General features: G+C 37.6%; 24 protein-coding genes. 10 read left to right on the top strand and 14 right to left on the bottom strand.

The window, feature by feature from the left end; genetic code table 11:
- Positions 1 to 358: 358 nt before the first annotated feature.
- The 5 genes from AC1M9I_RS10340 to AC1M9I_RS10320 form a co-directional block, all read right to left on the bottom strand.
- Positions 359 to 2,236: a 5'-nucleotidase C-terminal domain-containing protein gene (locus AC1M9I_RS10340; RefSeq protein ID WP_481611012.1), complete on the bottom strand. Its 1,878-nt coding sequence runs from the start codon at positions 2,234 to 2,236 to the stop codon at positions 359 to 361.
- A gap of 62 nt (positions 2,237 to 2,298) precedes the next feature.
- On the bottom strand, positions 2,299 to 3,894 hold the full coding sequence (locus tag AC1M9I_RS10335; protein WP_481611011.1) for an FAD-dependent oxidoreductase: 1,596 nt from the start codon (positions 3,892 to 3,894) through the stop codon (positions 2,299 to 2,301).
- Positions 3,891 to 4,352, bottom strand: a complete 462-nt coding sequence (locus AC1M9I_RS10330; protein ID WP_481611010.1) for a hypothetical protein — start codon at positions 4,350 to 4,352, stop codon at positions 3,891 to 3,893. The genes AC1M9I_RS10335 and AC1M9I_RS10330 overlap by 4 nt, the downstream gene beginning before the upstream one ends.
- Before the next feature lie 162 nt (positions 4,353 to 4,514).
- Positions 4,515 to 5,129 carry a YidB family protein gene (locus tag AC1M9I_RS10325; RefSeq protein WP_481593701.1) on the bottom strand — a complete coding sequence of 205 codons (615 nt, stop codon included), beginning with the start codon at positions 5,127 to 5,129 and terminating at the stop codon, positions 4,515 to 4,517.
- Positions 5,130 to 5,230: 101 nt separating this feature from the next.
- Complete coding sequence (locus AC1M9I_RS10320) at positions 5,231 to 5,698, bottom strand: DUF6231 family protein (RefSeq protein WP_092767830.1); 468 nt, start codon at positions 5,696 to 5,698, stop codon at positions 5,231 to 5,233.
- 31 nt (positions 5,699 to 5,729) lie between these two features.
- Between AC1M9I_RS10320 and AC1M9I_RS10315 the strand changes: the two genes are divergently transcribed.
- Positions 5,730 to 6,599 (top strand): DUF2797 domain-containing protein, encoded by an 870-nt coding sequence (locus AC1M9I_RS10315; RefSeq protein WP_481593700.1) that lies wholly within the window; start codon positions 5,730 to 5,732, stop codon positions 6,597 to 6,599.
- A gap of 66 nt (positions 6,600 to 6,665) precedes the next feature.
- On the opposite strand, the gene AC1M9I_RS10310 is transcribed toward AC1M9I_RS10315, so the two are convergent.
- On the bottom strand, positions 6,666 to 7,103 hold the full coding sequence (locus AC1M9I_RS10310; protein WP_481593699.1) for a GIY-YIG nuclease family protein: 438 nt from the start codon (positions 7,101 to 7,103) through the stop codon (positions 6,666 to 6,668).
- A 15-nt stretch (positions 7,104 to 7,118) separates the two neighbouring features.
- Positions 7,119 to 8,288, bottom strand: coding sequence for a lipid-A-disaccharide synthase (gene lpxB, locus AC1M9I_RS10305; protein WP_481593698.1), 1,170 nt, complete (start codon positions 8,286 to 8,288; stop codon positions 7,119 to 7,121).
- Between the two features lie 186 nt (positions 8,289 to 8,474).
- Here lpxB and AC1M9I_RS10300 point away from each other — a divergent pair, with 186 nt between their 5' ends.
- The 3 genes from AC1M9I_RS10300 (at position 8,475) to AC1M9I_RS10290 (ending at position 11,275) form a co-directional block, all read left to right on the top strand.
- Positions 8,475 to 9,350, top strand: a complete 876-nt coding sequence (locus AC1M9I_RS10300; RefSeq protein WP_481611009.1) for a sulfite exporter TauE/SafE family protein — start codon at positions 8,475 to 8,477, stop codon at positions 9,348 to 9,350.
- A 261-nt stretch (positions 9,351 to 9,611) separates the two neighbouring features.
- A complete protein-coding gene (locus AC1M9I_RS10295; RefSeq protein ID WP_051586615.1) occupies positions 9,612 to 10,703 on the top strand; it encodes a 3-deoxy-7-phosphoheptulonate synthase in 1,092 nt (363 codons plus the stop codon).
- 47 nt (positions 10,704 to 10,750) lie between these two features.
- Positions 10,751 to 11,275, top strand: coding sequence for a protein-tyrosine phosphatase family protein (locus AC1M9I_RS10290; RefSeq protein WP_481593697.1), 525 nt, complete (start codon positions 10,751 to 10,753; stop codon positions 11,273 to 11,275).
- Between the two features lie 10 nt (positions 11,276 to 11,285).
- On the opposite strand, the gene ispF is transcribed toward AC1M9I_RS10290, so the two are convergent.
- Positions 11,286 to 11,771 carry a 2-C-methyl-D-erythritol 2,4-cyclodiphosphate synthase gene (ispF, locus tag AC1M9I_RS10285; RefSeq protein ID WP_481593696.1) on the bottom strand — a complete coding sequence of 162 codons (486 nt, stop codon included), beginning with the start codon at positions 11,769 to 11,771 and terminating at the stop codon, positions 11,286 to 11,288.
- 98 nt (positions 11,772 to 11,869) lie between these two features.
- On the opposite strand from ispF, the gene AC1M9I_RS10280 reads away from it, so the two are divergent.
- Positions 11,870 to 12,523, top strand: coding sequence for an A1S_1983 family putative colistin resistance protein (locus tag AC1M9I_RS10280; RefSeq protein ID WP_481611015.1), 654 nt, complete (start codon positions 11,870 to 11,872; stop codon positions 12,521 to 12,523).
- Between the two features lie 23 nt (positions 12,524 to 12,546).
- On the opposite strand, the gene AC1M9I_RS10275 is transcribed toward AC1M9I_RS10280, so the two are convergent.
- From AC1M9I_RS10275 to AC1M9I_RS10260, 4 genes are all read right to left on the bottom strand, one after another.
- Entirely contained in the window at positions 12,547 to 13,395 is an 849-nt protein-coding gene (locus AC1M9I_RS10275) for a DMT family transporter (protein WP_092767820.1), read from the bottom strand.
- A gap of 77 nt (positions 13,396 to 13,472) precedes the next feature.
- Positions 13,473 to 14,510, bottom strand: coding sequence for a class II fructose-bisphosphate aldolase (gene fba / locus AC1M9I_RS10270; protein ID WP_035269168.1), 1,038 nt, complete (start codon positions 14,508 to 14,510; stop codon positions 13,473 to 13,475).
- Between the two features lie 132 nt (positions 14,511 to 14,642).
- Positions 14,643 to 14,891, bottom strand: a complete 249-nt coding sequence (locus tag AC1M9I_RS10265; protein WP_035269170.1) for a hypothetical protein — start codon at positions 14,889 to 14,891, stop codon at positions 14,643 to 14,645.
- A gap of 120 nt (positions 14,892 to 15,011) precedes the next feature.
- Positions 15,012 to 16,199: a phosphoglycerate kinase gene (locus tag AC1M9I_RS10260; protein ID WP_481611008.1), complete on the bottom strand. Its 1,188-nt coding sequence runs from the start codon at positions 16,197 to 16,199 to the stop codon at positions 15,012 to 15,014.
- A gap of 138 nt (positions 16,200 to 16,337) precedes the next feature.
- Here AC1M9I_RS10260 and AC1M9I_RS10255 point away from each other — a divergent pair, with 138 nt between their 5' ends.
- From AC1M9I_RS10255 to AC1M9I_RS10235, 5 genes are all read left to right on the top strand, one after another.
- Entirely contained in the window at positions 16,338 to 16,721 is a 384-nt protein-coding gene (locus AC1M9I_RS10255) for a DUF2237 family protein (protein WP_035269188.1), read from the top strand.
- Positions 16,721 to 17,332 (top strand): Maf family protein, encoded by a 612-nt coding sequence (locus AC1M9I_RS10250; RefSeq protein ID WP_481611007.1) that lies wholly within the window; start codon positions 16,721 to 16,723, stop codon positions 17,330 to 17,332. The genes AC1M9I_RS10255 and AC1M9I_RS10250 overlap by 1 nt, the downstream gene beginning before the upstream one ends.
- A gap of 462 nt (positions 17,333 to 17,794) precedes the next feature.
- On the top strand, positions 17,795 to 18,289 hold the full coding sequence (locus AC1M9I_RS10245) for a hypothetical protein (RefSeq protein WP_481611006.1): 495 nt from the start codon (positions 17,795 to 17,797) through the stop codon (positions 18,287 to 18,289).
- 234 nt (positions 18,290 to 18,523) lie between these two features.
- Positions 18,524 to 19,690, top strand: a complete 1,167-nt coding sequence (locus AC1M9I_RS10240; RefSeq protein ID WP_481608073.1) for a ribosomal protein uL16 3-hydroxylase — start codon at positions 18,524 to 18,526, stop codon at positions 19,688 to 19,690.
- Between the two features lie 110 nt (positions 19,691 to 19,800).
- On the top strand, positions 19,801 to 21,471 hold the full coding sequence (locus tag AC1M9I_RS10235) for an FMN-binding glutamate synthase family protein (protein WP_481611005.1): 1,671 nt from the start codon (positions 19,801 to 19,803) through the stop codon (positions 21,469 to 21,471).
- Positions 21,472 to 21,507: 36 nt separating this feature from the next.
- Here the strand turns inward: AC1M9I_RS10235 and AC1M9I_RS10230 are convergent, their stop codons facing one another.
- Both AC1M9I_RS10230 and AC1M9I_RS10225 read right to left on the bottom strand, forming a co-directional pair.
- Positions 21,508 to 22,536, bottom strand: a complete 1,029-nt coding sequence (locus tag AC1M9I_RS10230) for an alpha/beta hydrolase (protein WP_481611004.1) — start codon at positions 22,534 to 22,536, stop codon at positions 21,508 to 21,510.
- Positions 22,536 to 23,666: a YdcF family protein gene (locus tag AC1M9I_RS10225; protein WP_481611003.1), complete on the bottom strand. Its 1,131-nt coding sequence runs from the start codon at positions 23,664 to 23,666 to the stop codon at positions 22,536 to 22,538. The genes AC1M9I_RS10230 and AC1M9I_RS10225 overlap by 1 nt, the downstream gene beginning before the upstream one ends.
- Positions 23,667 to 23,670 lie beyond the last annotated feature (4 nt).

Raw genomic sequence — 23,670 nt, 5'->3', positions numbered from 1 at the left:
AATTTCTACCAATCATCAATGATAATATATATCGATCAATCAACCAGTAAAAATCCACACAAGTTGTTCTTCATAATCTCTTAATGATCTTTCTAACATCTCGTCAATGCTAGAAGCTGGACTCGAAACACTTAACAACTCAGCAATCTGCTTCGCTCGTTTCCGTGTATCTCGTCGGTATGGGGTGCATTCTATAGATTTTTTCCTCCCTTGCAACCCCTTATTTAAACAAAAACTCATGCATGTTTATTTTTTAAGCAAATTTATGTTTTTTACACTAAAAAATACACAAAAACGATTAATTAAATTAAAAAACCCCAATTAAATTGAGGTTTTTCAGATCAAAAAGCTCTAAATCTTATTCTATGTATTTTTGAGTACTATAATATGAAGTAGGTAATTTTCGAATTGTTTTTATTTCTTGATGACCATCTATTGAATTTAAGTAATTTAAGAATGCTTCTGCATAGTCCAATCCAACATCTATTCGACGATCACCTGTAATTTTTTTCAATGTATGATAGTAATCAGCCCCATCAGCTAAAAAATTGATGGTTACAATTTTATATAACTGATTTAAATCTAATGGCAGAAGCTGGTCAGACCTATTTCTGACTTGAATATTTGTAATACGCTTCCCATTAGGCTGCGTCATATCAACTTGCCAAGTTAATCCAGCCGTATATGGATAACTTCCAGTATTTTTTTGTTCAATCACGCCTGAAATGGCATCTTCAAGCGTATCTTTAATTTCTTGACCAGTCATATTCAGTTGAACGAGCGTATTTTTAAAAGGTAAGACTTGGTAAATATCCGCCACAGTGATATTTCCTTTCTCCAAATCAACTCTTACTCCACCTGCATTTTGAAATGAAATATCAGCATTAAAATATTCTTTACCTTGTTTAAGAAATGCTTCGGCAACCATTTGTTGAATATCACCACCATGGGCATCGACATGCGCATTTAAATTACACACATCACCTAAAGATGATCGTGAGCGATCAAATTGAGTTCCCGGCACACGTCTTGAACATAAATTATCAACTGCCTGCCCAACAACTTTGACTGCAAATAATTTTTTAGATTGCTTATAGGGCTCTAAGACACTCAAAATATTTTGATCTTCTTTAATAATAGAAAAAGGAGCTCGTTCTTTTTCGAATTGATGTTCTATATATTCTTTTTCTTGATCACTGACTCTTTCATTATTTTGCTTACGTTTAAAATCATCGCCAATTAACACATGCGGTTTACCCACACAACTTTGAACCGCACCATCTGCATTAAATTTTACGTTAAGTTCACCAACCACATAACTGTATTGCCATGCTTGAGCAACACAAACAGATTCGCCATTTTTATTTTTCAATTGTAATGGGTAGGTAGCGACAGGAGACATACCATACTTTTCTAATATATGAGGTCCAAACAATGTGTGAGAGTCGCCTCCAATTATCACATCCACATCCGTAAGTTCTTGTGCTAATTTTTGATCAAGTTCATAGCCTACATGTGTTTGTAAAATAATTTTTTTAATTCCCTGTTTTTTGAGTTGATTAATCTCATTTTGAGCTACTGTAATTTCATCTCGGAATAATGTGTCTTGATTTGGTTGAGAGGAGTTTTTAGTTTTTGATGCAATGGTGAGCCCCACAACCCCATATTTTTCCCCATCCCGCTCAAGAACAATAGATTTTTGAATCCGATCTGTCTGATATAAAGGTGAACTCACCCCAAATTCAACATTTGCAGAAAGAATCTCTGCTCGCTCTTTACACTGTCCTTCGTCTAAAAAACCAATAAAATCTTTTAAGCCTTGATCTTTTGCATCAAATTCATGATTTCCCAAGGTGAAAGTATCAAAACACACTGTATTCATCATTTCAGCATCAGCTTTTCCATTTGAGAGGTTGTAATACAAATCTCCTGTTATCGCATCACCAGCATGAATTTTCACTACATTCTGATGATTTTCTGCCATTAGATTCATAAATGTTGCTACACGAGAAAATCCACCACGGGAAACGACTAGTTGTTCTTCACCATGACCTAAATCGAAATTAAAGCTAAGCTCTTCACCATCTAAATGGGAGTGATGGTCATTAATATGAAGAATTTTCAACTCTGAGGGTTGTGTAATATTAGGATTAGATTTTTGGTCATCTCCACCACAACTACTTAGCAATAACGATGTCGTTAATAGAAGACCTGTTATTTTTATCTTGTTCTTCATTTGAATACTCCTTTTTTTAAACCAAGAGTATTCAACGAAGATATGACATTATGATGGTGGATTTATGACACTTTATCGAAATGACTAATTTTATATTTTTCTGCAAATCGCTCAGCTAATGCCGTAATGGTCAAACTCGGATTAACACCAACATTCACAGGAATCGCACTCCCATCAACCACATATAAGCCTTGATAGCCAAAAACCTGATGATTAGAGTCAATCACACCTTTAGAGGAATCCTCAGCCATAACTGCACCACCCAATATATGCGCTGTAACAGATAAGTGCCCCATACTTTCCAATATATTATTCTGTGCTTGACCACCACTTACTTCAGCAAATTTTTCTGCAGCTTCATTTGCTAACGGTATAAAAGACGGCGCTCTTTCTCCAACTGAAACCTGCGTTTTCAAAAAACGCCTAAAACCTCTGAGTGCAGTACGTCCATATACAAATCGTATTTGATTGTCTGCCTGTTGCATGACGGTTAATACAGTGACACGTTTATGCCAGTTTTTAGAACGCCATGATCGAGTTGAAACAAAGGGGTGCAGAAAAAAATGCTTTAAAACATGGAGTGCACGTTTTACAGGTTGATCGCCATTGACCAGTGGTCCCATATAAAACTTCATAAACTCATAACTTGCTGGAAATCGATTCTGAGTAATATGTGTTTTGTCATCTGCATGAAAATGACTGGAAATGGTCGTCCCTCTCGTTAAATCTATTGTTTTATCATTATTAGAGATTGCAACAATCGCCTCACTATTGGTTCGAATATGTTCACCTAACTGACCAGAAATATTCGGTAAGGTTTTATACACATCTCTTGAAGCAAACAAAATTTCAACAGTTCCTATAACACCTGCGGATAGAATGACCTGTTTCGCAAAGTAATCTTGTTTTTCTTTGGAGTTAAATGACTGATATGTATGAATGATATATTTTCCATCAACATGTGAAAGATGAGTTACTTTGGTTTCTGGAAGAATCTCAACTCCATTGTTTTCTGCAAGATATAAATAGTTTTTATCCAAACTATTCTTCGCACCCTGCGCACACCCCGTTATACAATTTCCGCACTGATTACAGCCTATTCGTTCGGGACCTTGACCATTCAAAAGTGGATCACTCACCCAATGATGAGGATCACCAAAGTAAATTCCCTGTGGTACAGTGTCAAAACTATCTCCAGAACCCATTTTTTCTGCTGTTTGTTTTAACCACTCATCTTGCTGATCTTTATATGGATTTGAACTTACACCTAGCATGGACTGAGCCATCTGATAGTGCGGTTGTAATTCCCTCTCCCAGTCTTCTGACAAATGACTCCAAGTTGGATCACGATAAAACTTTTGACCTGGTTTTAACAACACAGCAGCATAAACAACACTGCCACCACCAACGGCAACCCCTCGAACCACACCCATATGTTGGAATACGTCTTGTGCAAGAAAACCCTTCATCCCTAACGTCGGTGCCCAATTTAAGTATTTAGAACTCCGACTTGCTCGATGTAAATCATCTTCAGTGAGCCTTCTTCCCTGCTCTAGCACAGCTACTTTTAATCCAAGCTCAGACAATCTTAGCGCAGCTACACTTCCACCAAAGCCTGAACCTACAATAATGACATCATATTCAAATTTTGATTTCATACATCACGACTTAGAATAAATGGAAATGAAAAATGCTTTAAAAAAGGAAGATTAATGATAGTCATACATAACATCGTATGTTCATCAAGCTGTCTTAACTCATCAACCACCCAACGCCATGGAATTGGTGCTGTCTTGCCATAATACAAGGCGATCGTTTGTTTTCCATCAATCAAAGACGCCTCTTCTAGACACTCCATTTGAAGCTTTTCACTTCTCTGCCCGCGATTGAGTAAAATATTAGTGACTAAATTTTGATTGATGAATTTTTTCCCAAACCATCCCCCCAATCCACTTAAAAATAAACTCGGTGCTGCAGACACTCTTAACCACCAAGGACCAATAAACTGAGCCTTATATTCTCCTCGTCTCATGGCAAGTGGCGCGGATGAAAGTTGTTGATAGGTTGCCTTAATCGAGGACAACGAAGCAGTGATTAAATGCTCCTTACGGATCATGAATTTCTCCCTCAATGATTTTTGTTTTATTCAGCATGTCCTATGCTTCTTTATGAAATATATCAATCGTTTAAATTTTATTCCACATACATCCTTTGATCGATTGCATAAAAAAAGCCGAATGTATGTCACATCCGGCTTTTAACTCAAATTAATTTCACTTTATTTCTTTAAAAATCCTGATACAAGATTCAACACATTTTGTATATCTGAATTCGCTTCTTGTGGATCGGTCTTATTTGCTTGAGGTGTAAGCGAATCAATAATTTGTGGTAAGACTGAAGAAATCGCACTGTATACATCCTGTTTAGGAACTTGCGCTTCTTGTGCAACTTGCTCTACATCTTGCTGATCAAATAAATTTTGAACCTGTTGCGTGCTGACATTGGCATTTTCGCCAGGACCAGTTGAAACCCAATCATCCACTTGACTCGTCAGACCCTGACCTTTCAGTTGATCAAGTGCACCTTGCAAACCGCCATTTTTTTGAATCCAATTGAGAATTAAAGGAACTACTGCGATTAATAAGGTTTGAGCGTTTAGACCTGATGATTTGCCTACACCACCAGATTGACTACCCGATAAACCACCAAGTACAGATCCCAAAATCCCTCCCAATCCACCTTGTTGTTGGTTTTGATTGGTCTGATTATTTTGTCCCGTTAAACTCCCGAGTACCGAACCAAGTACACCACCCAATCCCGATTGATTAGATTGTGGATTACCGCCTAAAGCCTGTTTCGCTAAAACTTCAACGATATTACTTAAATTTGTCATCAAGACACCTTTACATTCTTATTTTCATTGATCAGCATATCGTTAAAAACATGGCTTTGTACATTGAAATTGTTGTGTTTTGATAAACTCAAAGTTTGCCATTACCATCGAAACTTATTCCAATTTTCTGGATTAGCCCAAAACTTAGAATTAAACCAATCTGGCACATGCTTATAATTCAAAATATTGAATTGCCATAAGGCGAAATCTTGCTCTGTATTTTTTTGCTCAATGAGCTGCGTGAATCCCAGACTTCTTAATAATTGTTCATCTGCAATATGACTCAACACGACGATTCTTTTTGCCATTAAATCACGCAGTTTTACCAGCATTTGTGATTTATGATGGGTTGATAGTGTATCCATCTGTTCATTATTTAAAATCACAACACCTAGATCATAGCGTTGCTGAAAAGGAAGCATTAAAAATTCAGTTACGTTAAAATGATTCCATTGGATTGTTTGTGCATAGTCTTGGCTGAGATCCTGACCAAGACATACGGCAGTTTGAATTGGCTGTTCTTTAGATAAATCGTCTAGCATTGACGTGATGACATTTTTCTCAGCCATGAGCTGCACCTTATTTGAGTGAGATTAAAGCATGGAATTACAGGGCATTTGTCATAAAATGCACGCTGGTTTAACCAACCTAAGTGTAACTGAACAACAAACACAACAGGCAAATGTTGAATATAAATTTATTTTAGATCGTTCAGAAATCAATCTCCCGTTCAACTTAGGTCAAGAAATTGAAATTGAATGGACCGGCAAAATTTACTGTGTTTCCTGTGGGAATAAAACACCAAAATCATACTCCCAAGGTCACTGCTTTAAATGCATGAAAACGAAAGCAGCCTGTGATATGTGTATTATGAAGCCAGAAACATGCCATTACCATTTAGGGACTTGTCGTGAAGAAAGCTTTGCTCAAGAAGTATGCTTTCAACCCCATATTGTCTATCTTGCCAATTCAAGTGCATTAAAGGTTGGCATTACCCGTTTAGGTCAAATGCCCACACGTTGGCTAGATCAAGGGGCTACCCAAGCTTTACCTATTATGAAAGTGGGCTCTCGTCGGTTATCAGGACAACTTGAAGTCATGTTTGGTGCGCAAGTCGCTGATAAAACAGACTGGAGAAAATTGCTGAAAGGTGAAGCGGAAAAGGTAAATTTGTTAGAGATCAGAGATGAATTGCTCACGGAGTTTGAACCTCAAATTGAAACCATTCGAGATGAGTTCAGCATGAGCCTAGATTTCAATGAAAATGTACAAATTTTAGAAAACGAACTTCCTCGTGAATTCATTTATCCTGTCGATCAATATCCTGAAAAAATTAAATCGCATAACTTAGACAAAACGCCAGTCATACGTGGAAAACTGCACGGTATCAAAGGACAATATCTGATTATGGACACAGGTGTAATCAATATACGCAAATATACGGGTTATGAAATTAAGATTCGAACTTAATTAATATACTTAAAAAAGCGACTCAATTGAGTCGCTTTTGGTTTTAATAAAACAAAAAATACAACTTTATGCTCTGTTTCTTCTACCAATTTTATTATGAATAGGATTCAAACGTGAAATCAAGAATGCCTCCAATCCATATGCCAGGTAGGCATATTGTGATTCGAATCCAATCGTAACAACTGTCCCTGAATCTTTTAATCTTTGATCAACAATATATGGTTTTTTACTTTCCTTATCGACTTTAACATACGATTGAAATCTTCTACTTAAACCTCTGTCAGGATAAATTCCACCTCCTTTAGATGCCCCCACACCAATATATGTAACTTCCTTATCTTTTAAGAAAGCATATACACCAGCTTTTAAGTAATTTGGCATTCTTATGAAATCTGAGAATGCCTCTGACCAAATTGGAGGCGTTCCCAATTGTATTTCATCCCAATGTAATTTGAAAAAATCTTCAGTTAATTCAATTAAATTATCGAATGTTGGATTTTTCACTTTAATAATATCAACCTATAATAATTTTAAAATCGCTTGCACTGGATCTTCATTTTGATCCGACAATAATTGCTTGTGCATCGTCAACAATTGCATAGATTGTATTTTTGAGTTTTCGATATTCATCAACAACTCAATCTCATGTGCTAAGTTTTCTGGAGTTGCATCATTCTGGATTAACTCCTGAATTACTTTTTTTCCTGCAATAATATTAGGTAAAGAATAATAAGGAATTTTTACTAAAAGTTTCGCAATCCAGTAGGTCAAACTGTTTAATTTATAAAAAGTCACCATCGGACGATGCAATAACATCGCCTCAAGTGTTGCTGTACCCGATGCCAACGCCACAATATCACTGGCATCCATGACCATCCGACCTATTTTAGATTCCGCGTCAATATTTTCCATTAACTTGATATTATCTCTGAACCTATCTGGGTAACCTATTAGGATCTGCTCAATTTGTTGTTTACGAGCCTCATTGATGGCTGGAATTAAAAATTGATACTCAGGATATTTTTGATGGACAATCTTTGCTGCATCTAATACAAGCGGTCCTAACTTATCAACTTCACCACGACGACTTCCAGGCAGTAATGCGATATGTTTTTGTGCAGGATTTAAACCAAGCGCCTGCTTTGCATCGAGTATAGGATTTTCCAGCGGTAGTTGATTAGCGAGAGGATGTCCAACGAATACCGCTGGCACATTAAATCGATCATAAAAAGTTTTTTCGAATGGAAATAGACAAAGTACCAAGTCAATTGTGGCTTTAATCCCATGAACACGACCTTGACGCCATGCCCAAACTGAAGGACTCACATATTGAACAGTCTTAATTGGCAACGATTTTTGCTTTATTTTTTTTGCTAAGCGTAAGTTAAAATCTGGTGCGTCTATCCCTATAAAAATATCAACAGGTTGTTTAGTCCATTGATCAACCAAGCCATCTCGAACCGCAAAAAGTTTTTTAATATCTTTTAATACTTCAACAATTCCCATCACCGATAGAATATCCATCGCATAATAGTTTTTAAAACCCTCTGCAATCATTTGAGGACCGCCAATTCCTTCAAATTCAGCATCAATTCCCTGCTCTCGAAAACGACGTATTAATTTGGCGCCTAAGGTATCACCTGAAACTTCACCAACCACAATGCCAATTTTAAGTTTTCGATTTTGCAAATGAATATCCTCTTTCATGCTCTACAAGTATCTTAACATAAGCATCTCATAACAGACTGAGTTCTTGAAATATCTTAACTTAGTAATGCTTTATCTTATTTTTGAATAAGTAAATGAATAATCAAGACAACAGCTTATATTCAAAAATCATAAGATATGCCGGTTTTCTGATAAGTAGCACAAACGATGCACGGTTCTATTGAATATATTTTAGCAGGTGTTTTAGTTGGTTTCTGTGTAGGGGTCACTGGCGTGGGTGGTGGCTCACTTATGACCCCTATCTTGATTGGTTTATTTAAAATTGAACCACATATTGCGATTGGTACAGATCTACTTTATGCCGCGATTTCTAAGTTTTGCGGCTCTTTTGTACATGCAAAAAAACTTAATATTGTTTGGCCTATCGTCATTTGGCTCGCGATCGGAAGTATTCCAGCCTCTTTAGCCACAACTTGGGTTTTAGACAACTATTTGAGTCAATCCACACATTACAAAGCCATTCTCACGATGGTCTTAGGCTTTATGCTGACCATTACTGGTATTTCAATTGTATTCCGTACACAGGTAGAAAAATTCTTCAAAAAATTTTCCAAAGAAGTTACTGAACAGGAAGTTGAATTAACTCGAGAAAAATTAAAGCAGAAGCGTTTATATATAGCTTTAATGGGTATTGTACTGGGTATTTTTGTGACCTTATCTTCAGTTGGCGCGGGTGCATTCGGCATTATGGCGCTGATCATCATGTTCCCTAATTTACCTATGATTAGAATTATTGGTTCTGACGTTGTACATGCAGTTTTACTGACGCTCGTGGCAGGTATGGGGCATATGAATTCAGGTAATGTGGATTTCAATTTATTAATGTGGCTTTTAGTCGGATCGATTCCTGCAATCATCGTTGGTACGCTGGTGAGCTCCCATTTACCTGAAAAAATTATTCGCAAGGTACTGGGCATCACCTTATTTGCCATTGGTGTTAACTTCATGCTTAATCCAGTCAAAGCGAAACCTGTGACCGCACCTGAGGCAGTTATTGAAACCTCAACTCAAGCCCAGTCTTAATTAATATCATGTTCAAACTGTAACCTCAGTGAAGCTGTATAATTCACTGAGGTGAAATTAAATGATTTATTCAATTTAATAATTTTCAAAAATTAAATCATTCTATACAATACAAGTAGAAACTCTGATTAATACCAAAAAGACAATTTCATTACTTTTTTTTATTAAATCCATTCAACTTTTTGATAACAAATGATCTACTGAATCATGCTATATTCAATAGATTGAACATTTTCTTGTAAAAACGAACCAGTGACGGCAATGAATACTTTACAGTCAAATTCTATCACCCAAAACGACATTGATGACGTGAATGTACAAAGCATTCAGCCTCTTGTTACTCCTGCTGAATTAAAAACAGAATTACCGTTAACTGATAATGCATACCAAACAGTCCTAAAAGGTCGTGAAACTGTACGTAATATCTTAGATGGCAACGACAAACGTTTATTCGTAGTCATTGGACCGTGCTCTATTCACGATCCTGCAGCAGCTCATGATTATGCTGATCGTTTAAAAGTCTTAAGCGAAAAAGTGAAAGACACGCTTTATATCATCATGCGTGTGTATTTCGAGAAGCCTCGTACAACAGTGGGTTGGAAGGGCTTAATTAATGACCCTGACATGAATGACTCTTTCAACATTGAAAAAGGTTTACGTTTAGGCCGTAAATTATTGCTTGAACTCAATGAGAAAGGTCTGCCATGCGCAACTGAAGCGCTTGATCCAAACTCTCCACAGTACTACCAAGACTTAATTTCTTGGTCAGCAATCGGTGCACGTACAACAGAGAGCCAAACACACCGAGAGATGTCTTCAGGTTTATCATCTCCAGTTGGCTTTAAAAATGGTACGGATGGCGGTCTCACTGTTGCGACCAATGCGATGCAATCTGTAAAACATGGTCATAGTTTCCTTGGCTTAAATGACCAAGGTCAAGTTTCGGTCATTCGTACTAAAGGCAACCAATATGCCCATGTTGTGTTGCGTGGTGGTAATGGCAAACCGAATTATGATGCTGGCTCTGTAGCAGAAGCTGAAAATGCATTGGCGAAAGCAAAAGTAAGCAACAAGATCATGATTGATGCGAGTCATGCCAATTCTAATAAAGACCCATACCTTCAGCCATTGGTTCTAAAAAATATCACTGAACAAATTTTAGATGGCAATAAATCGATCGTAGGTATTATGGTTGAAAGTCATTTAAAAGGTGGCCGCCAAGATATTCCTGCAAATCTTTGCGATTTAGAGTATGGTAAGTCTGTTACAGATGGATGCATCGATTGGGAAACAACTGAAAAAGTTTTGTTGGAAATGGATGCAGCTTTGAAAGACGTTCTACCACAACGTTAATCAGATAAAACGCCATCACACGATGGCGTTTTTTATAAGGTTAAATCATGGATCAACTCGAAAAAGAACTTAGCTCAATCCCCCATTTTCAATTTGTTCATGAGCATTTGTTTAGCTCAGGTCAGCCAAACGAAGAACAACTTAAATCGATTAAAGCTTATGGTATCGATACCATCATTAATCTCGCTTTTACTGATGCTACACCGAATTTAAATCATGAAGATCGCGTAAGTGCTGAAATTGGTCTTAACTACATCCAAGTCCCTATTGATCCAGAATTTCCACATGATGATCAATGTTTATTTGTACTCGATCTGATCGATCATCTCGTTAAAGAGAAAATGGTCTGGATACATTGCACCAAAAATCATCAATGTAGTTCATTAATCTATCTGTACCGACTACATTATATGAATATGGATTTACCTACTGCACATGAGCTATTACACCAAGTATGGGAACCCAACAACACTTGGACTGGCTTAATGCACGCGGTCGGCTTACAGTTGCAAGGACGTAAAGCTACTCAAGAACTGCAAGCCTCTTTGATGAAAGCGCAAAACTTTGAATGATCGAAATTGCTCATTGATGACTAATTAATACGGTCGCTGTAGACAGGATTCCTTCCTGACGACCAGTAAACCCTAATTTTTCAGTGGTAGTGGCTTTAATACTAATCTGATTGATATCCACATCAAGTACATCTGCAATACTTTGACGCATATCCAAATTATGTTTCGCTAATTTTGGACGCTCACAAGCCACTGTAATATCCACGTTATTCAGTTGATAACCACGATCCAATATCAACTGATAAACATGCTTTAATAAAACCTTACTGTCCGCGCCTTTGAACTGTTCATCAGTATCTGGAAAGTGCTGTCCAATATCACCGAGCGCTAAAGCACCCAACAATGCATCACAAAGTGCATGTAAAACTACATCTCCATCAGAGTGTGCTTTCAAACCATGTGTATGCGGAATACGAATACCAGCCAATGTGACATAATCGCCTTCCTCAAAAGCATGAACATCAATACCTTGACCTATACGAATAGCTAAGCTCACATTGAACTCCTTTACACAGTTTTTGAAAATGAAATCTTGTATTCTTTGATTCTTGTTCGCTATAGTAGATGCGCAAACATTTGAAAGTATAAGCGATGATGTTGTCAAAAAGCGTATCAAGTTGGATGAAACCTTTAATTTCTATCTTTTTCATTGGATTAAGCAGTGTTTCTGTCGCACAGGCACAACTTATTCAATGCGATAAGCCTCAATCAAGTTTTAAAAATTCCATGATTTGTGCTGTTGATTTTTCATCTTTGAGAGATGAATTGAATGAACGCTTTTTAACATCCTACTTAGTTACCGATGCTCCAACTCGATTAATTCAAGATACACAACAGCTTTGGCTGAATCGACTGCAGCAGTGTAAAAATAAAAATTGTGCGTCATTACAAATCAATCAACGCATTGATGATTTAAACTTTTACATGTCAATGAATCAAACGCTTACTCAGCATTACATCAAGTTTGAACAAGGTAAAATTGCAGCGCAACCTGTACACCTTAAGATTCATCAATTAAGCAAGGATCGCGTCAAAATTGAAGGTATTGCTTATCGTAGCCCTAATAATCGCATAGAAACCCAGACCATCCCATTATTGGCTTATACAACCACTCAAAGCAAACACGAAATTACTGATAATGAGCATGATTGTCAGTACAAACTCAAATATCAAAAATCATTACTGATTGTCTCAACTGAGCAAACAGGCTGTGAGCGCTTTAGTGGAATCTATCGACTATATGATTAAACAGAGTGTATGCAAGTTCACAGTTAAATTGCGAATGCTAAACACAACACTCCTGTGATCGCTAACAGAATACCTAAGCTGTTTTTTAGGGTTATTTTTTCTTTAAAAACTAATATACCTGCGATCACACCTAACACTACGACTAGAATATTCATACCAGCGAATACGATTGCAGGTGAATCCTTTAACAACATATGTGCTTTCACATAAAGTGCAATATTGGCAAAATTCAATACACCTAAACTTAGTCCAGCAAGAAAATTTTGCACTGTCCATGATGTTTGACGCAGGGACAAATATCCCATGGAAATAATGAAAGCAAACACAAACATCAAGTTTAAACTGACTGCAAATTTTAACCCTAAACTTGTACTGTATTTTAACAGAACATCTACGAGTGCATAGCCAAGCCAAACTGCGAGCAAATACATTCCTGCTTTTTTTGTTTGCAATGTTGGTTTCGATGTTTTAGAAAAAATGATCAAAACAATTGCACTCAAACCCAATGCAATACCAATCAATTTCAGGGTGCTAAATTTTTCTTGGAAAAGAAAATAGGCTGCCAACAATGAAAGAACAACGGATAATCTTTGCGCGATTTCAGTTCTGATAATTCCAGCTTGATCAAGTGATTTGGAGAGCAGCAAGAATATTGAGGGTAATGCTATCCCCAACAACCCAATAAGCCACCAAGGTGTGGAGGTTAATGATATTTGGTTGAGGTCTGGCTTAAACCAAAAAAAACAGAGTATCGTGGCGATAGCATAATTCCATGCAATCATTTGCATGACATCAAATCCACGAGACTTACTAAACTTCAATAAAATCGATACTAGTACGCTGCACAAAGCTGCTGAAAAAATCAGTTCCATAATTTGCTCTTGTTTTTTTATTCAAGAAAAAGCCCACAATCACTGTGGGCTTTTAAAATTATAAATAATTTTATTAATTATTTATAACGATCTACCATTTTCTCTAAAGAAATAGGGCGAATCTTGTCAGCATGACCTGCTGTACCAAATGCAGTATAACGATCTACACAGATTTGCTTCATTGCTTCAACAGTTTGAGCAAAGAATTTACGTGGATCAAATTCGCTTGGTTTTTCAGCCATCATACGACGCATAGCACCTGTTGAAGCTAAACGTAAGTCAGTGTCGATATTGATTTTACGTACACCGTGTTTAATTGCTTCAACCAACTGCTCAACAGGAACACCATAAGTTTCTTTGATGTCACCACCGTATTGGTTAATAATCGCTAACCATTCTTGTGGAACTGAACTTGAACCATGCATTACAAGATGAGTATTTGGAAGTGCAGCGTGGATCTCTTTAATACGATCGATCGCTAAAATATCACCTGTAGGTGGACGCGTAAATTTATAAGCGCCGTGTGAAGTACCAACTGCAATTGCTAACGCATCAACGTTAGTATCAGCGACAAATTGAGTCGCCTCTTCAACCGAAGTAAGCAGTTGTGAATGATCTAGAACACCTTCAGCGCCAACACCATCCTCTTCACCAGCCAGACCAGTTTCAAGGCTACCTAGGCAACCAATCTCACCTTCTACAGATACACCACACGCATGTGCCATTTGAACAACACGACGAGTTACATCTACGTTGTAATCATAAGTTGTTGGTGTTTTACCATCTGCACCTAATGAACCATCCATCATTACTGATGAAAAGCCTAATTGGATTGAGCGTTGGCAAACGTCAGGATCAGTACCATGGTCTTGGTGCATCACAACTGGAATGTGTGGCCATTCTTCGATTGCAGCCAAAATAAGATGGCGTAAGAATGGAGCACCAGCATATTTACGAGCACCAGCAGATGCTTGAACAATAACAGGTGAATTTGTTTCATCTGCGGCTAACATAATCGCGCGCATTTGTTCTAAGTTGTTTACGTTAAACGCTGGTACGCCGTAACTATGTTCTGCGGCGTGATCCAAGAGCTGGCGCATTGAAATAAGAGCCATAATTTCCTCCCAGGTAATGCTCCATATTCTAACCTGACCTGTGTTTCAATTCAGCAACAATTGACAGTATTTCATAAAAAATCCCTGCAATTGCAGGGAGATTTTCGATTTAGTACTGATTGATGTACGAAATCACTCCGCCGTTGCTTGATCAGCAGGTGCATTTGCAACTTCTTCAGGAACATCAGTATTATTTTCATCTTGTAATGGCTGATCAATAGCATCGATAGCCGCTTGTTGTTCAGCACTAATATCTGATGCTTCAACAGCAACTTCTGATGTTGATGTTTGATCTGCAGCTGGTGCACTTTCTTGTTTAGAACAAGCCGTCATAGCAAGAGTAGCAGCCAATAGTGCAATTACGCCTAATTGTAATTTCATGATGTTATTCCGCATGATAAATCAGATTATGATCATAATATTTCAAAATTATTTCATTTTCATGACGAAAATTAGTCATAAAAAAAGACCTTTTTAGAAGGTCTTTTTTCTTAAATCCAATTAAGCGCGTTCAAGTAGAACAGCGACTGCTGGTAATGTCTTGCCTTCTACAAATTCAAGGAAAGCACCACCACCCGTTGAGATATAACCAATTTTGTCAGCAACTTCATACTTATCAATCGCAGCTAAAGTATCACCACCACCGGCGATAGAGAAACCTTCAGATTCTGCAATCGCTAAAGATAGCGCTTTCGTGCCCTCACCAAATTGATCAACCTCAAATACGCCTACTGGACCATTCCAAAGAATTGTTTTTGAAGTTTTTAAAATTTCAGCAAATGCTTGAGCTGTTTCTGGACCAACATCAAGAATCATGTCATTGTCAGCAACATCTTCAACTTTTTTCACTACGGCTTTTGCTGCCGCTAATGAGCCAAGGAAGTCATCAAAGTTAATTTCTGATGCGTCAGCAACAACAACATCTGTTGGCAATGGAACCGATACTTTCGCAGCAATTGCTTTAGCTGTATCGATTAAGTCATTTTCACAAAGTGATTTACCAACGTTATAGCCCGCAGCTGCTAAGAATGTATTCGCTATACCACCACCGACAATGAGCTGATCACAAATAACTGATAACGATGTTAAAACATCTAGTTTAGTCGATACTTTTGAACCCGCTACAATAGCAACCATTGGTTTTTCAGGCGTCTGAAGCGCACGACCAAGTGCATCTAATTCAGCGGCAAGTAATGGACCTGCTGCTGCAACTTTAGCAAGACGAGCCACACCTTCTGTTGATGCTTCTGCACGATGTGCAGTACCAAATGCATCCATCACAAACACATCACAAAGTGCTGCATATTTTGCTGCCAACTCTGGATTATTTTTCTTTTCGCCTGTGTTAAAGCGACAGTTTTCAAGTAACACAACTTGGCCTGGTGCAACTTCAACACCATCCAAATATTCAGTGAGTAATTTAACTTCTTGACCCAATGCTTCAGTTAAGTAGGCAGCAACAGGTGCAAGTGATTGTTCAGCTTTAGGCTCACCTTCAACTGGACGACCAAGGTGAGAATAAACCATTACTGCTGCGCCTTTTTCAAGAGCGGCTTTAATTGTTGGTAATGCAGCGCGTAAACGTGCATCACTCGTAATCACACCATTTTTAACAGGAACGTTTAAGTCTTCACGGATCAGAACACGTTTACCTGCTAAATCGAGGTCAGTCATACGCTGAAAGTTCATGTATAGCTCACTTTATAGATATCAAAACCGCATAGATTCTAAATGATTATGCTAAAAAAGGTGAGTAAAATTTCAGAAAAGCTGTAGAAATCTTTAGATTTGATTATGATAGATGGAGTCGAACCACAAAGTGTTGCTATGTCTATCCATCCAGATCCAAGTATTAATCGTTTAAATGTTTTCGGCGAACCGCTCGCCAGTTGTTGTTTTGATCCTATTACAGGATATTTCAGAAATGGTTTTTGCCACACTGCGCCCTCTGATTTAGGTCAACATACAGTCTGTGCCGAAATGACGTCTGAATTCTTAAGTTTCTCGCAACGAATTGGGAATGATTTGACAACACCACTACCCGAAGTTGGTTTTCCCGGTTTAAAGCCTGGTGATTTCTGGTGTATTTGTGTGACGCGCTGGGTTGAAGCTTATCAGAATGATATGGCACCGAATTTAAAACTTCAGGCTTGTCATCAATCAGTACTTGCTTATGTCCCGATCGACATTTTAATGGAATTCTCAGTGTAATGAATCATCATGTTGCTTCAACGTCAGCAAGAATTATTTTAGCTTCTGGCAGTCAAACACGTAAGGAACTACTTAATCGATTACATATCGATTTTGAACAAATATCACCCGATATCGATGAGACTCCGCGTGGGGAAAGCCATGCCGATGATCTTGCCTATCGACTCGCATATGAAAAAGCAAAATATTTTGCTGAGAAAGATCCAGATGCGATCGTTATCGGTTCTGATCAGGTGGCTTGGCGTGAAGGCGCACCTGACATATTTATTGGAAAACCTTTATCTCCTGAAAAAGCAATCAAACAACTTCAAGCAAATTCAGGAAAAATTGTTTATTTCAGTTCGGCATTGAGTGTTCAACACGCTTCATCTGGGTTTGAAGAAACCATTGTTGAACATTATAAGGTCAAATTTAGGCATTTGAATCTGGAAGAAATTCAGCGTTATGTCGCACTTGAACAACCTTTACAGTGTGCTGGAAGTTTCAAATGCGAAAGTTTGGGCATCAGCTTATTTGAAGAAATGATTGGGCAAGACCAAACCACGTTGATGGGCATGCCGATGATTCAATTGTGTAAAATTTTACGTGAATTGAAAATTCTAGTGCCTTGATACGTTGCATATTAATAAATAAGACCGAGTTTAATAACTCGGTTTTTTTGGAATTATTTGTTACTAGCAACTGATGAATGAAATAAATACCCTATTTTTAGCTCAAATAATTACAACTGAGCTAAATTAATTTATCTACACAAAGCTGTGGAAAATTGATCGATAAGCGATCTCAAAACATAGAAATTGTAAAAAAGTTCAAATGATCATATTTGGGTTGTTCATTTCAAGTTAAGAATATGAATTACATGAACAAGTTAAGAAACTTTGTATAACATCCATTATCTTAGTTTAAGTTATCATTGTTAAAGTTTTTTTCAATTTTGGATAATATCTTTAGGGGGATACATATGCATGATAACTACTGGAATAGATTTCTACATATAGAAAAAAAAACTAAAAGAATTTAGTACTCACGTAGATTTTGACATTAGAAACAATGAAACTTTTTCTATAGAAATTATGAATTTGTATCTTACAATTTGTTCAGAAATTGAAGCTATTTTTAAAGCTTGTACATCTAATATTGGTAATTCATTCAACTTTAGAGATTTTCGTGAATACTATAAAGATGAAACACAACTACAAAGTCTATTTCTCTTAAAGTCTGACGTAAAAATTAAATATACATCTTTAAAATTCACTCCATTTGATAAGATAGATAGCGATGAAACAATTTTATGGTGGAATCACCATAATAAAATTAAGCATGATCGTGAGATTAAGAGAAATCTCGCGAACTTAAAAAATCTATTAGACTCAGCTAGCGCACTTTTTTTACTTAACTTAGTCTACATATTTGTAGTTCAAGAAAAAATATACCTTATACCCCCTCCTGAAATTTTCGAAACAAAAGACTTCTTGGTCAGCATTCATTCTTCAGGAGGTGGGCTTCTATATACATCCAAAGCTTGTATAAATAGTTTTGGTGCTGAAAGCCCTTTTGATGATGATTAGTTTAGTTAATATTTGATTCAATAAATCTGCCTCATTTAACATAATGGCTGTTATACGATATGAAATTCCCCTCAAAGTGTAAATTAATTATTTCTTTAAAATAGCTATATTCATTTTTTTCATATTCATTTGTATCATCCATAAGCAAGAAAACATGCGCTTTTAAAGCCGTGTCACTTGCAGAACTTGCATCGTTCAAGGGACAATAAGCCAAACTAAATTGTAGTCCTTATTATGTCCCAAACTTTAGACGTTCTCGGCGGTATTAGCGCTGAGCAATTCCTTACGGAATATTGGCAAAAAAAACCGCTCCTCGTTCGTAATGCAGTTCCTGAAATTGTGGGTTTACTTGAACCCAATGATGTTATGGAGCTTGCACTCGATGAAAACGTGACTGCACGTTTGATCAAACAAAAAGATCGTGACCCTAATCAATGGAATGTGAAGTCATCGCCACTGCTCAAAGCAGACTTCCAAAAAATGCCAAAATTATGGACACTACTCGTTCAAGCGGTCGATCACTATTCGTTTGATCTTGCTGAGTTATGGAAAAAATTTCCTTTTATTCCTCAATGGCGTCGTGAAGATATTATGGTGTCTTACGCACCACAAGGTGGTTCTGTCGGTAAACACTTCGATTTTTATGATGTATTTTTAGTTCAAGGTTACGGACATCGCCGTTGGCAATTAGGCCAAATGTGTGATGAACAGACAGCACTCGTTGCAGGTCAGCCTTTAAAACTTTTGCAAGAAATGGAAGTTCATTTTGATGAAGTTTTGGCGCCAGGAGATTTACTATATGTCCCACCTGGTCTTTCTCATTATGGCGTAGCTGAAGATGAGTGTTTAACCTATTCTTTCGGTTTCCGCATGCCAAATATCTCAGACATGATGGATAGTCTTGGTGATTCTTTTTCAGAACAAGAGCAACTGAAAAAACCATTATTAGATATCACACGCTCTGTCAGCACTGCTGTCGGCGAAATTTCAGATCATGAGCTTAGCTATTTGCGCGAACAACTTTTAGCTCAACTGCAAAATCCTGAGATGCTAAATGAAGCCATCATGTGTCTCGCTTCGCAACCTGGTTATCCTAACAATATTCCAGAAAATGACGAAATTGGAACAGGTGATTTAGAAGAAGCACTTGAAGAAGGTTATTTATTAAAAATCGAACCTGCTTCACGTTTGCTGTATAGCAACTTCAATGATGAACTTAACTTTTGGGCAAATGGAGAGCGCTTATGTATCTCCGAAGAATTTAAACCTCATTTAAAACGTATCGCTGATGGTGAAATGATCGCTTTAGATGAAAGTTTATATGATCAACATATTCTTGAAGATCTCGCTGAACTCTTGAATAGTTCGATCATTATGTTGCTTCCTTCGGAAGAAAACTAAACCTATAAATATAAATTGTTAGCTTACAGCTGTAAGCTAACAATTCACTACTTGTCTGATTCCATAGAAGTTCGTAAGGTAATTACAGTAAAGAACGATGGAAAATAAAAATGGCAAGTCCTGCTCAAGCAATAAGACATAAATTACTGAACACTTTTTTTTCAAGACATTCTGTATGGTTCGCTTGTATTATCATCGCCCTGAGTATTACGTGGCTTAGGCTATTTTACAGCCCCCATTATATTTATTATTTTCTATCCGACAGTGTCATTAATATTATTTGGCTACTGACCAGTTTACTCAGTGTCTTAGGCCTATATGATGTACTTCAAAATAAACATTCAATTTTAAAGAACTACCCAATCATGGGGCATTTTCGCTTCTTATTTGAAGATTTCAGACCCGAAATTCGTCAATATTTTATTGAATCAGACCAAGACGCTTTACCCTTTTCAAGAATGCAACGTAGCTTAGTCTATCAGCGTGCAAAGAATGAAAATGCTGATAAGCCTTTTGGTTCAATTATTGATGTATATCAAGATGACTATCGTTTCATTACCCACTCTCTTGCACCGAAACTCCCAGCTGATTCCAGCACCTTCCGTATTAAAGTGGGTAATGATCAATGCGCTCAACCTTATATCGCATCAATCATGAATATCTCAGCCATGAGTTTTGGAAGTCTAAGTGCTAATGCAATACGCGCACTTAATCTCGGTGCCCACATGGGTCAGTTCTATCATGATACTGGCGAAGGAAGCCTAAGCCCCTACCATCTTGAAAATAATGGAGATATTGTTTGGCAAATCGCCAGTGGATATTTTGGTTGTCGAACTGAAGACGGTCTATTTGATCCTGAAAAATTTAAAGCTCAAGCAAAACATCCCAATATCAAAATGATTGAGCTAAAACTGTCTCAAGGAGCAAAACCAGGTCACGGCGGTATTTTACCCAAACATAAGATTACAGAAGAAATTTCGAAAATTCGTGGTGTTCCTCGTGATCGCGATTGTATTTCCCCGCCAAGCCACCCTAGCTTTAATACACCGATTGAAATGATGCATTTTATTCAAAAGTTACGTGAACTATCAGGTGGTAAACCTGTTGGATTCAAATTATGTATCGGACAGCCTTGGCAATTTATGAGTATTGTCAAAGCGATGCTTGAAACCAATATTGTTCCTGATTTTATCGTCGTAGATGGATCAGAAGGTGGAACCGGTGCTGCACCGATTGAATTTAGCGATAATATCGGAACACCACTGCGTGAAGCGCTCTTGTTTGCACACAATACCTTAGTAGGTGCTGGATTAAGAGATAAAGTAAAAATTGGTGCAAGTGGTAAAATCATCAGTGCTTTTGATATTGCAAGTACCTTTGCCTTAGGTGCAGATTGGGTGAATTCAGCTCGTGGATTTATGTTTGCTGTCGGTTGTATCCAAGCTCAAAGTTGCCATACCAATCAGTGTCCTGTTGGGGTAGCAACACAAGATGCTGAGCGCCAAAAAGCAGTACATGTACCAACGAAAGCAGAACGTGTTTATAATTTCCACAAAAATACATTGCATGCACTGTCGGAAATGATAGCAGCTGCAGGTTTAAATCATCCGAGTGAAATTAAAGCTCATCATCTCGCGCAACGTATAAATGATCGTGAAATCAAAAATTATGCTCAATTACATTTTTGGTTAGAATCGGGTCAACTATTGAACTGTAAAGATAAAGACGAAGAAAATTTCTATTTCAGAATGTGGAATTTGGCAGATGCCAGCAAATTCTAGTTTCATCAAAAAGGTGCTGAAATCAGCACCTTTATTTTAAAAGTATCCTTTATGACTTTGCGCATGTAAGAATGCTGGGATTAAACCCGTTAATGCTGCCCGTATATCCGCACGCTCATTGATCAACTGATGAGATCCCTCCTCTAACATGAGCAAGGTCTGAAGGCGAAACTTTCTGCGAATAAATTCGATATTATAACGCCAGTCTACGGTTTGATCTTGGGCACCTTGAGCGAGCCAAACTGGAATTCGGCATGCAGGTCGATTTTCCATTTCCAACATCCACTTTGACATTGCTAATATCCAATCCATCCCCATCATACGCGGTTGTAGTGGATCTTTTAGACGTACAAATCTTAAAAATTCAGGGTTGTGATTATTGCGCTTAAAATGTCTTGGAACTTCACGTTTGATACGGCGAATGATGCCCAAGCCTACTGGATTATGCCACCATGCTGTTTTTGCAGGTCTGACTAACGGCGACAAGAGCAATACGCGTTCTACAATTGGATTTTTACGTTGTTCAGCAAACTCCAACAAATGATGCATCCAAATTGCACCACCAGTACTCTGTCCGATACCTAGCCATGGTTTAGGCAATTGATCAGCTTGTTTTACATATTGGTGAACCGCATGGAGTACTTGCTGATAATGATCAAAGTTCTGAATGCTGGCAGCATTGCCATCACTTAACCCATGTCCAGGCAAGTCATAAGTTAAAACACTAAACCCTTGATCCAGCAATTCACCAATAATTGGTTGGTAAATCCCACTGTGTTCCAAATAGCCATGCAATAATAATACAGTACCTTTCACCTGCTCTATGCGAGGTTGATACACCTGCACATGAAGTTTGAACAAAGGCATTTTGATATAACCCTGCCAATAATTCGCTTCAAGACGATCAAGTGCGTAAAGATGACGATAAGCTTGAATCTCTTTCGAAGGAGAATAAGGTCGATTTAAGTTTAAAGGTTCCAACCTTAGTGGTGTTTGTTCTCGATTCGGAATGGGTAAATCGAGTTGTTTCAACACATTTGGATTCAGAAATGGAATATCAGACATTATGGCACCTCCCGACAACCGCTAGAGCCAAACATTACATCTCTGATCGTGGCAAGTAATTCATAATTTGCACGACGACTGTGATCGTAATTTAATTGGCTAGGACGCCATGTTGTCAGCATTGTAGGCATAGGCGCTTCAACAGGAATTGTCTTGATACCGTTCAAAGCAAAAAGACGTCGTGTACGTGTCATATGATAACGATCGGTAATCAGAATCACTGTCGGCGCTCCTCCTTTTTTTTGTAATAGTAATGAACTAAAGCGTGTATTCTCACAGGTATTCATGCTGCGTTGCTCTAATAGATTCGCTTCTACGCCACGCGATGCTAGCCAAGATTGCATGTACGGTGCTTCAACACCACTCAACACAATAGGTAAATCCGTTTGCTTCTCAATCTCAAGTGTTTTTTCTAGTCTAGAGCGTGTGTAATCATTAACTACGATATCAATTTTATTATCCCCTAGCGTCAACCCACCACCCAACACTACTATCGCATAAGGTTTATCTTGTTGATTTGATAAAGTTTTATTTTCATTTTGAATCAACGCGATATCTTTATAGATTTGCGGATCTAATTTTTGAACCTCATCATCTTCTAAGGGATGATTTCTAAGGAAAAATTCATATTTTTCCATTAAAGCCAAGCGCTGATTTTTTTCTTCATTGATGGATGAATTTGTTGAATCAGTTTGGCTTATGGCAACATCACTGGCTAAATCAGGCTGATCAATTGAGAAGACAACATCCTCTTTAGTTTCATTCTTTGTATTTATATCTGTAAGCAATTCATCTTTAATTTTTTGTTTTAATAACACATAGCGAGTTTGAATTTCAGCAAGCTGTTCAGCCCCTTGATCATTCAATTGTTCTTCAATAAGTTTGAGATAAGCTTGTCTTGCAATCCACAACCTTGAACCAGGCTCCAAATCCTCCTTATCAGTTAACGCTGCCATTTGCTGGCTCTTGGCCGCAATTTCGTCAACTTTGATAGGGACAAATGCGTGAAGTGATTTCACAACAAGTGCTGAATAAAATGGTGTATACCAGAAAACCATGAGACAGCTCAAAAGTGCGAATATGATCGCCATCATACGCACCGTTGTCACCATCCAATGTTTTCTAGACATACTG

It is taken from the genome of Acinetobacter sp. ANC_7553 (assembly GCF_056779895.1).
Note: the sequence above shows the minus strand (reverse complement) of the source record. Positions and strands in the feature narration are given on the sequence as shown.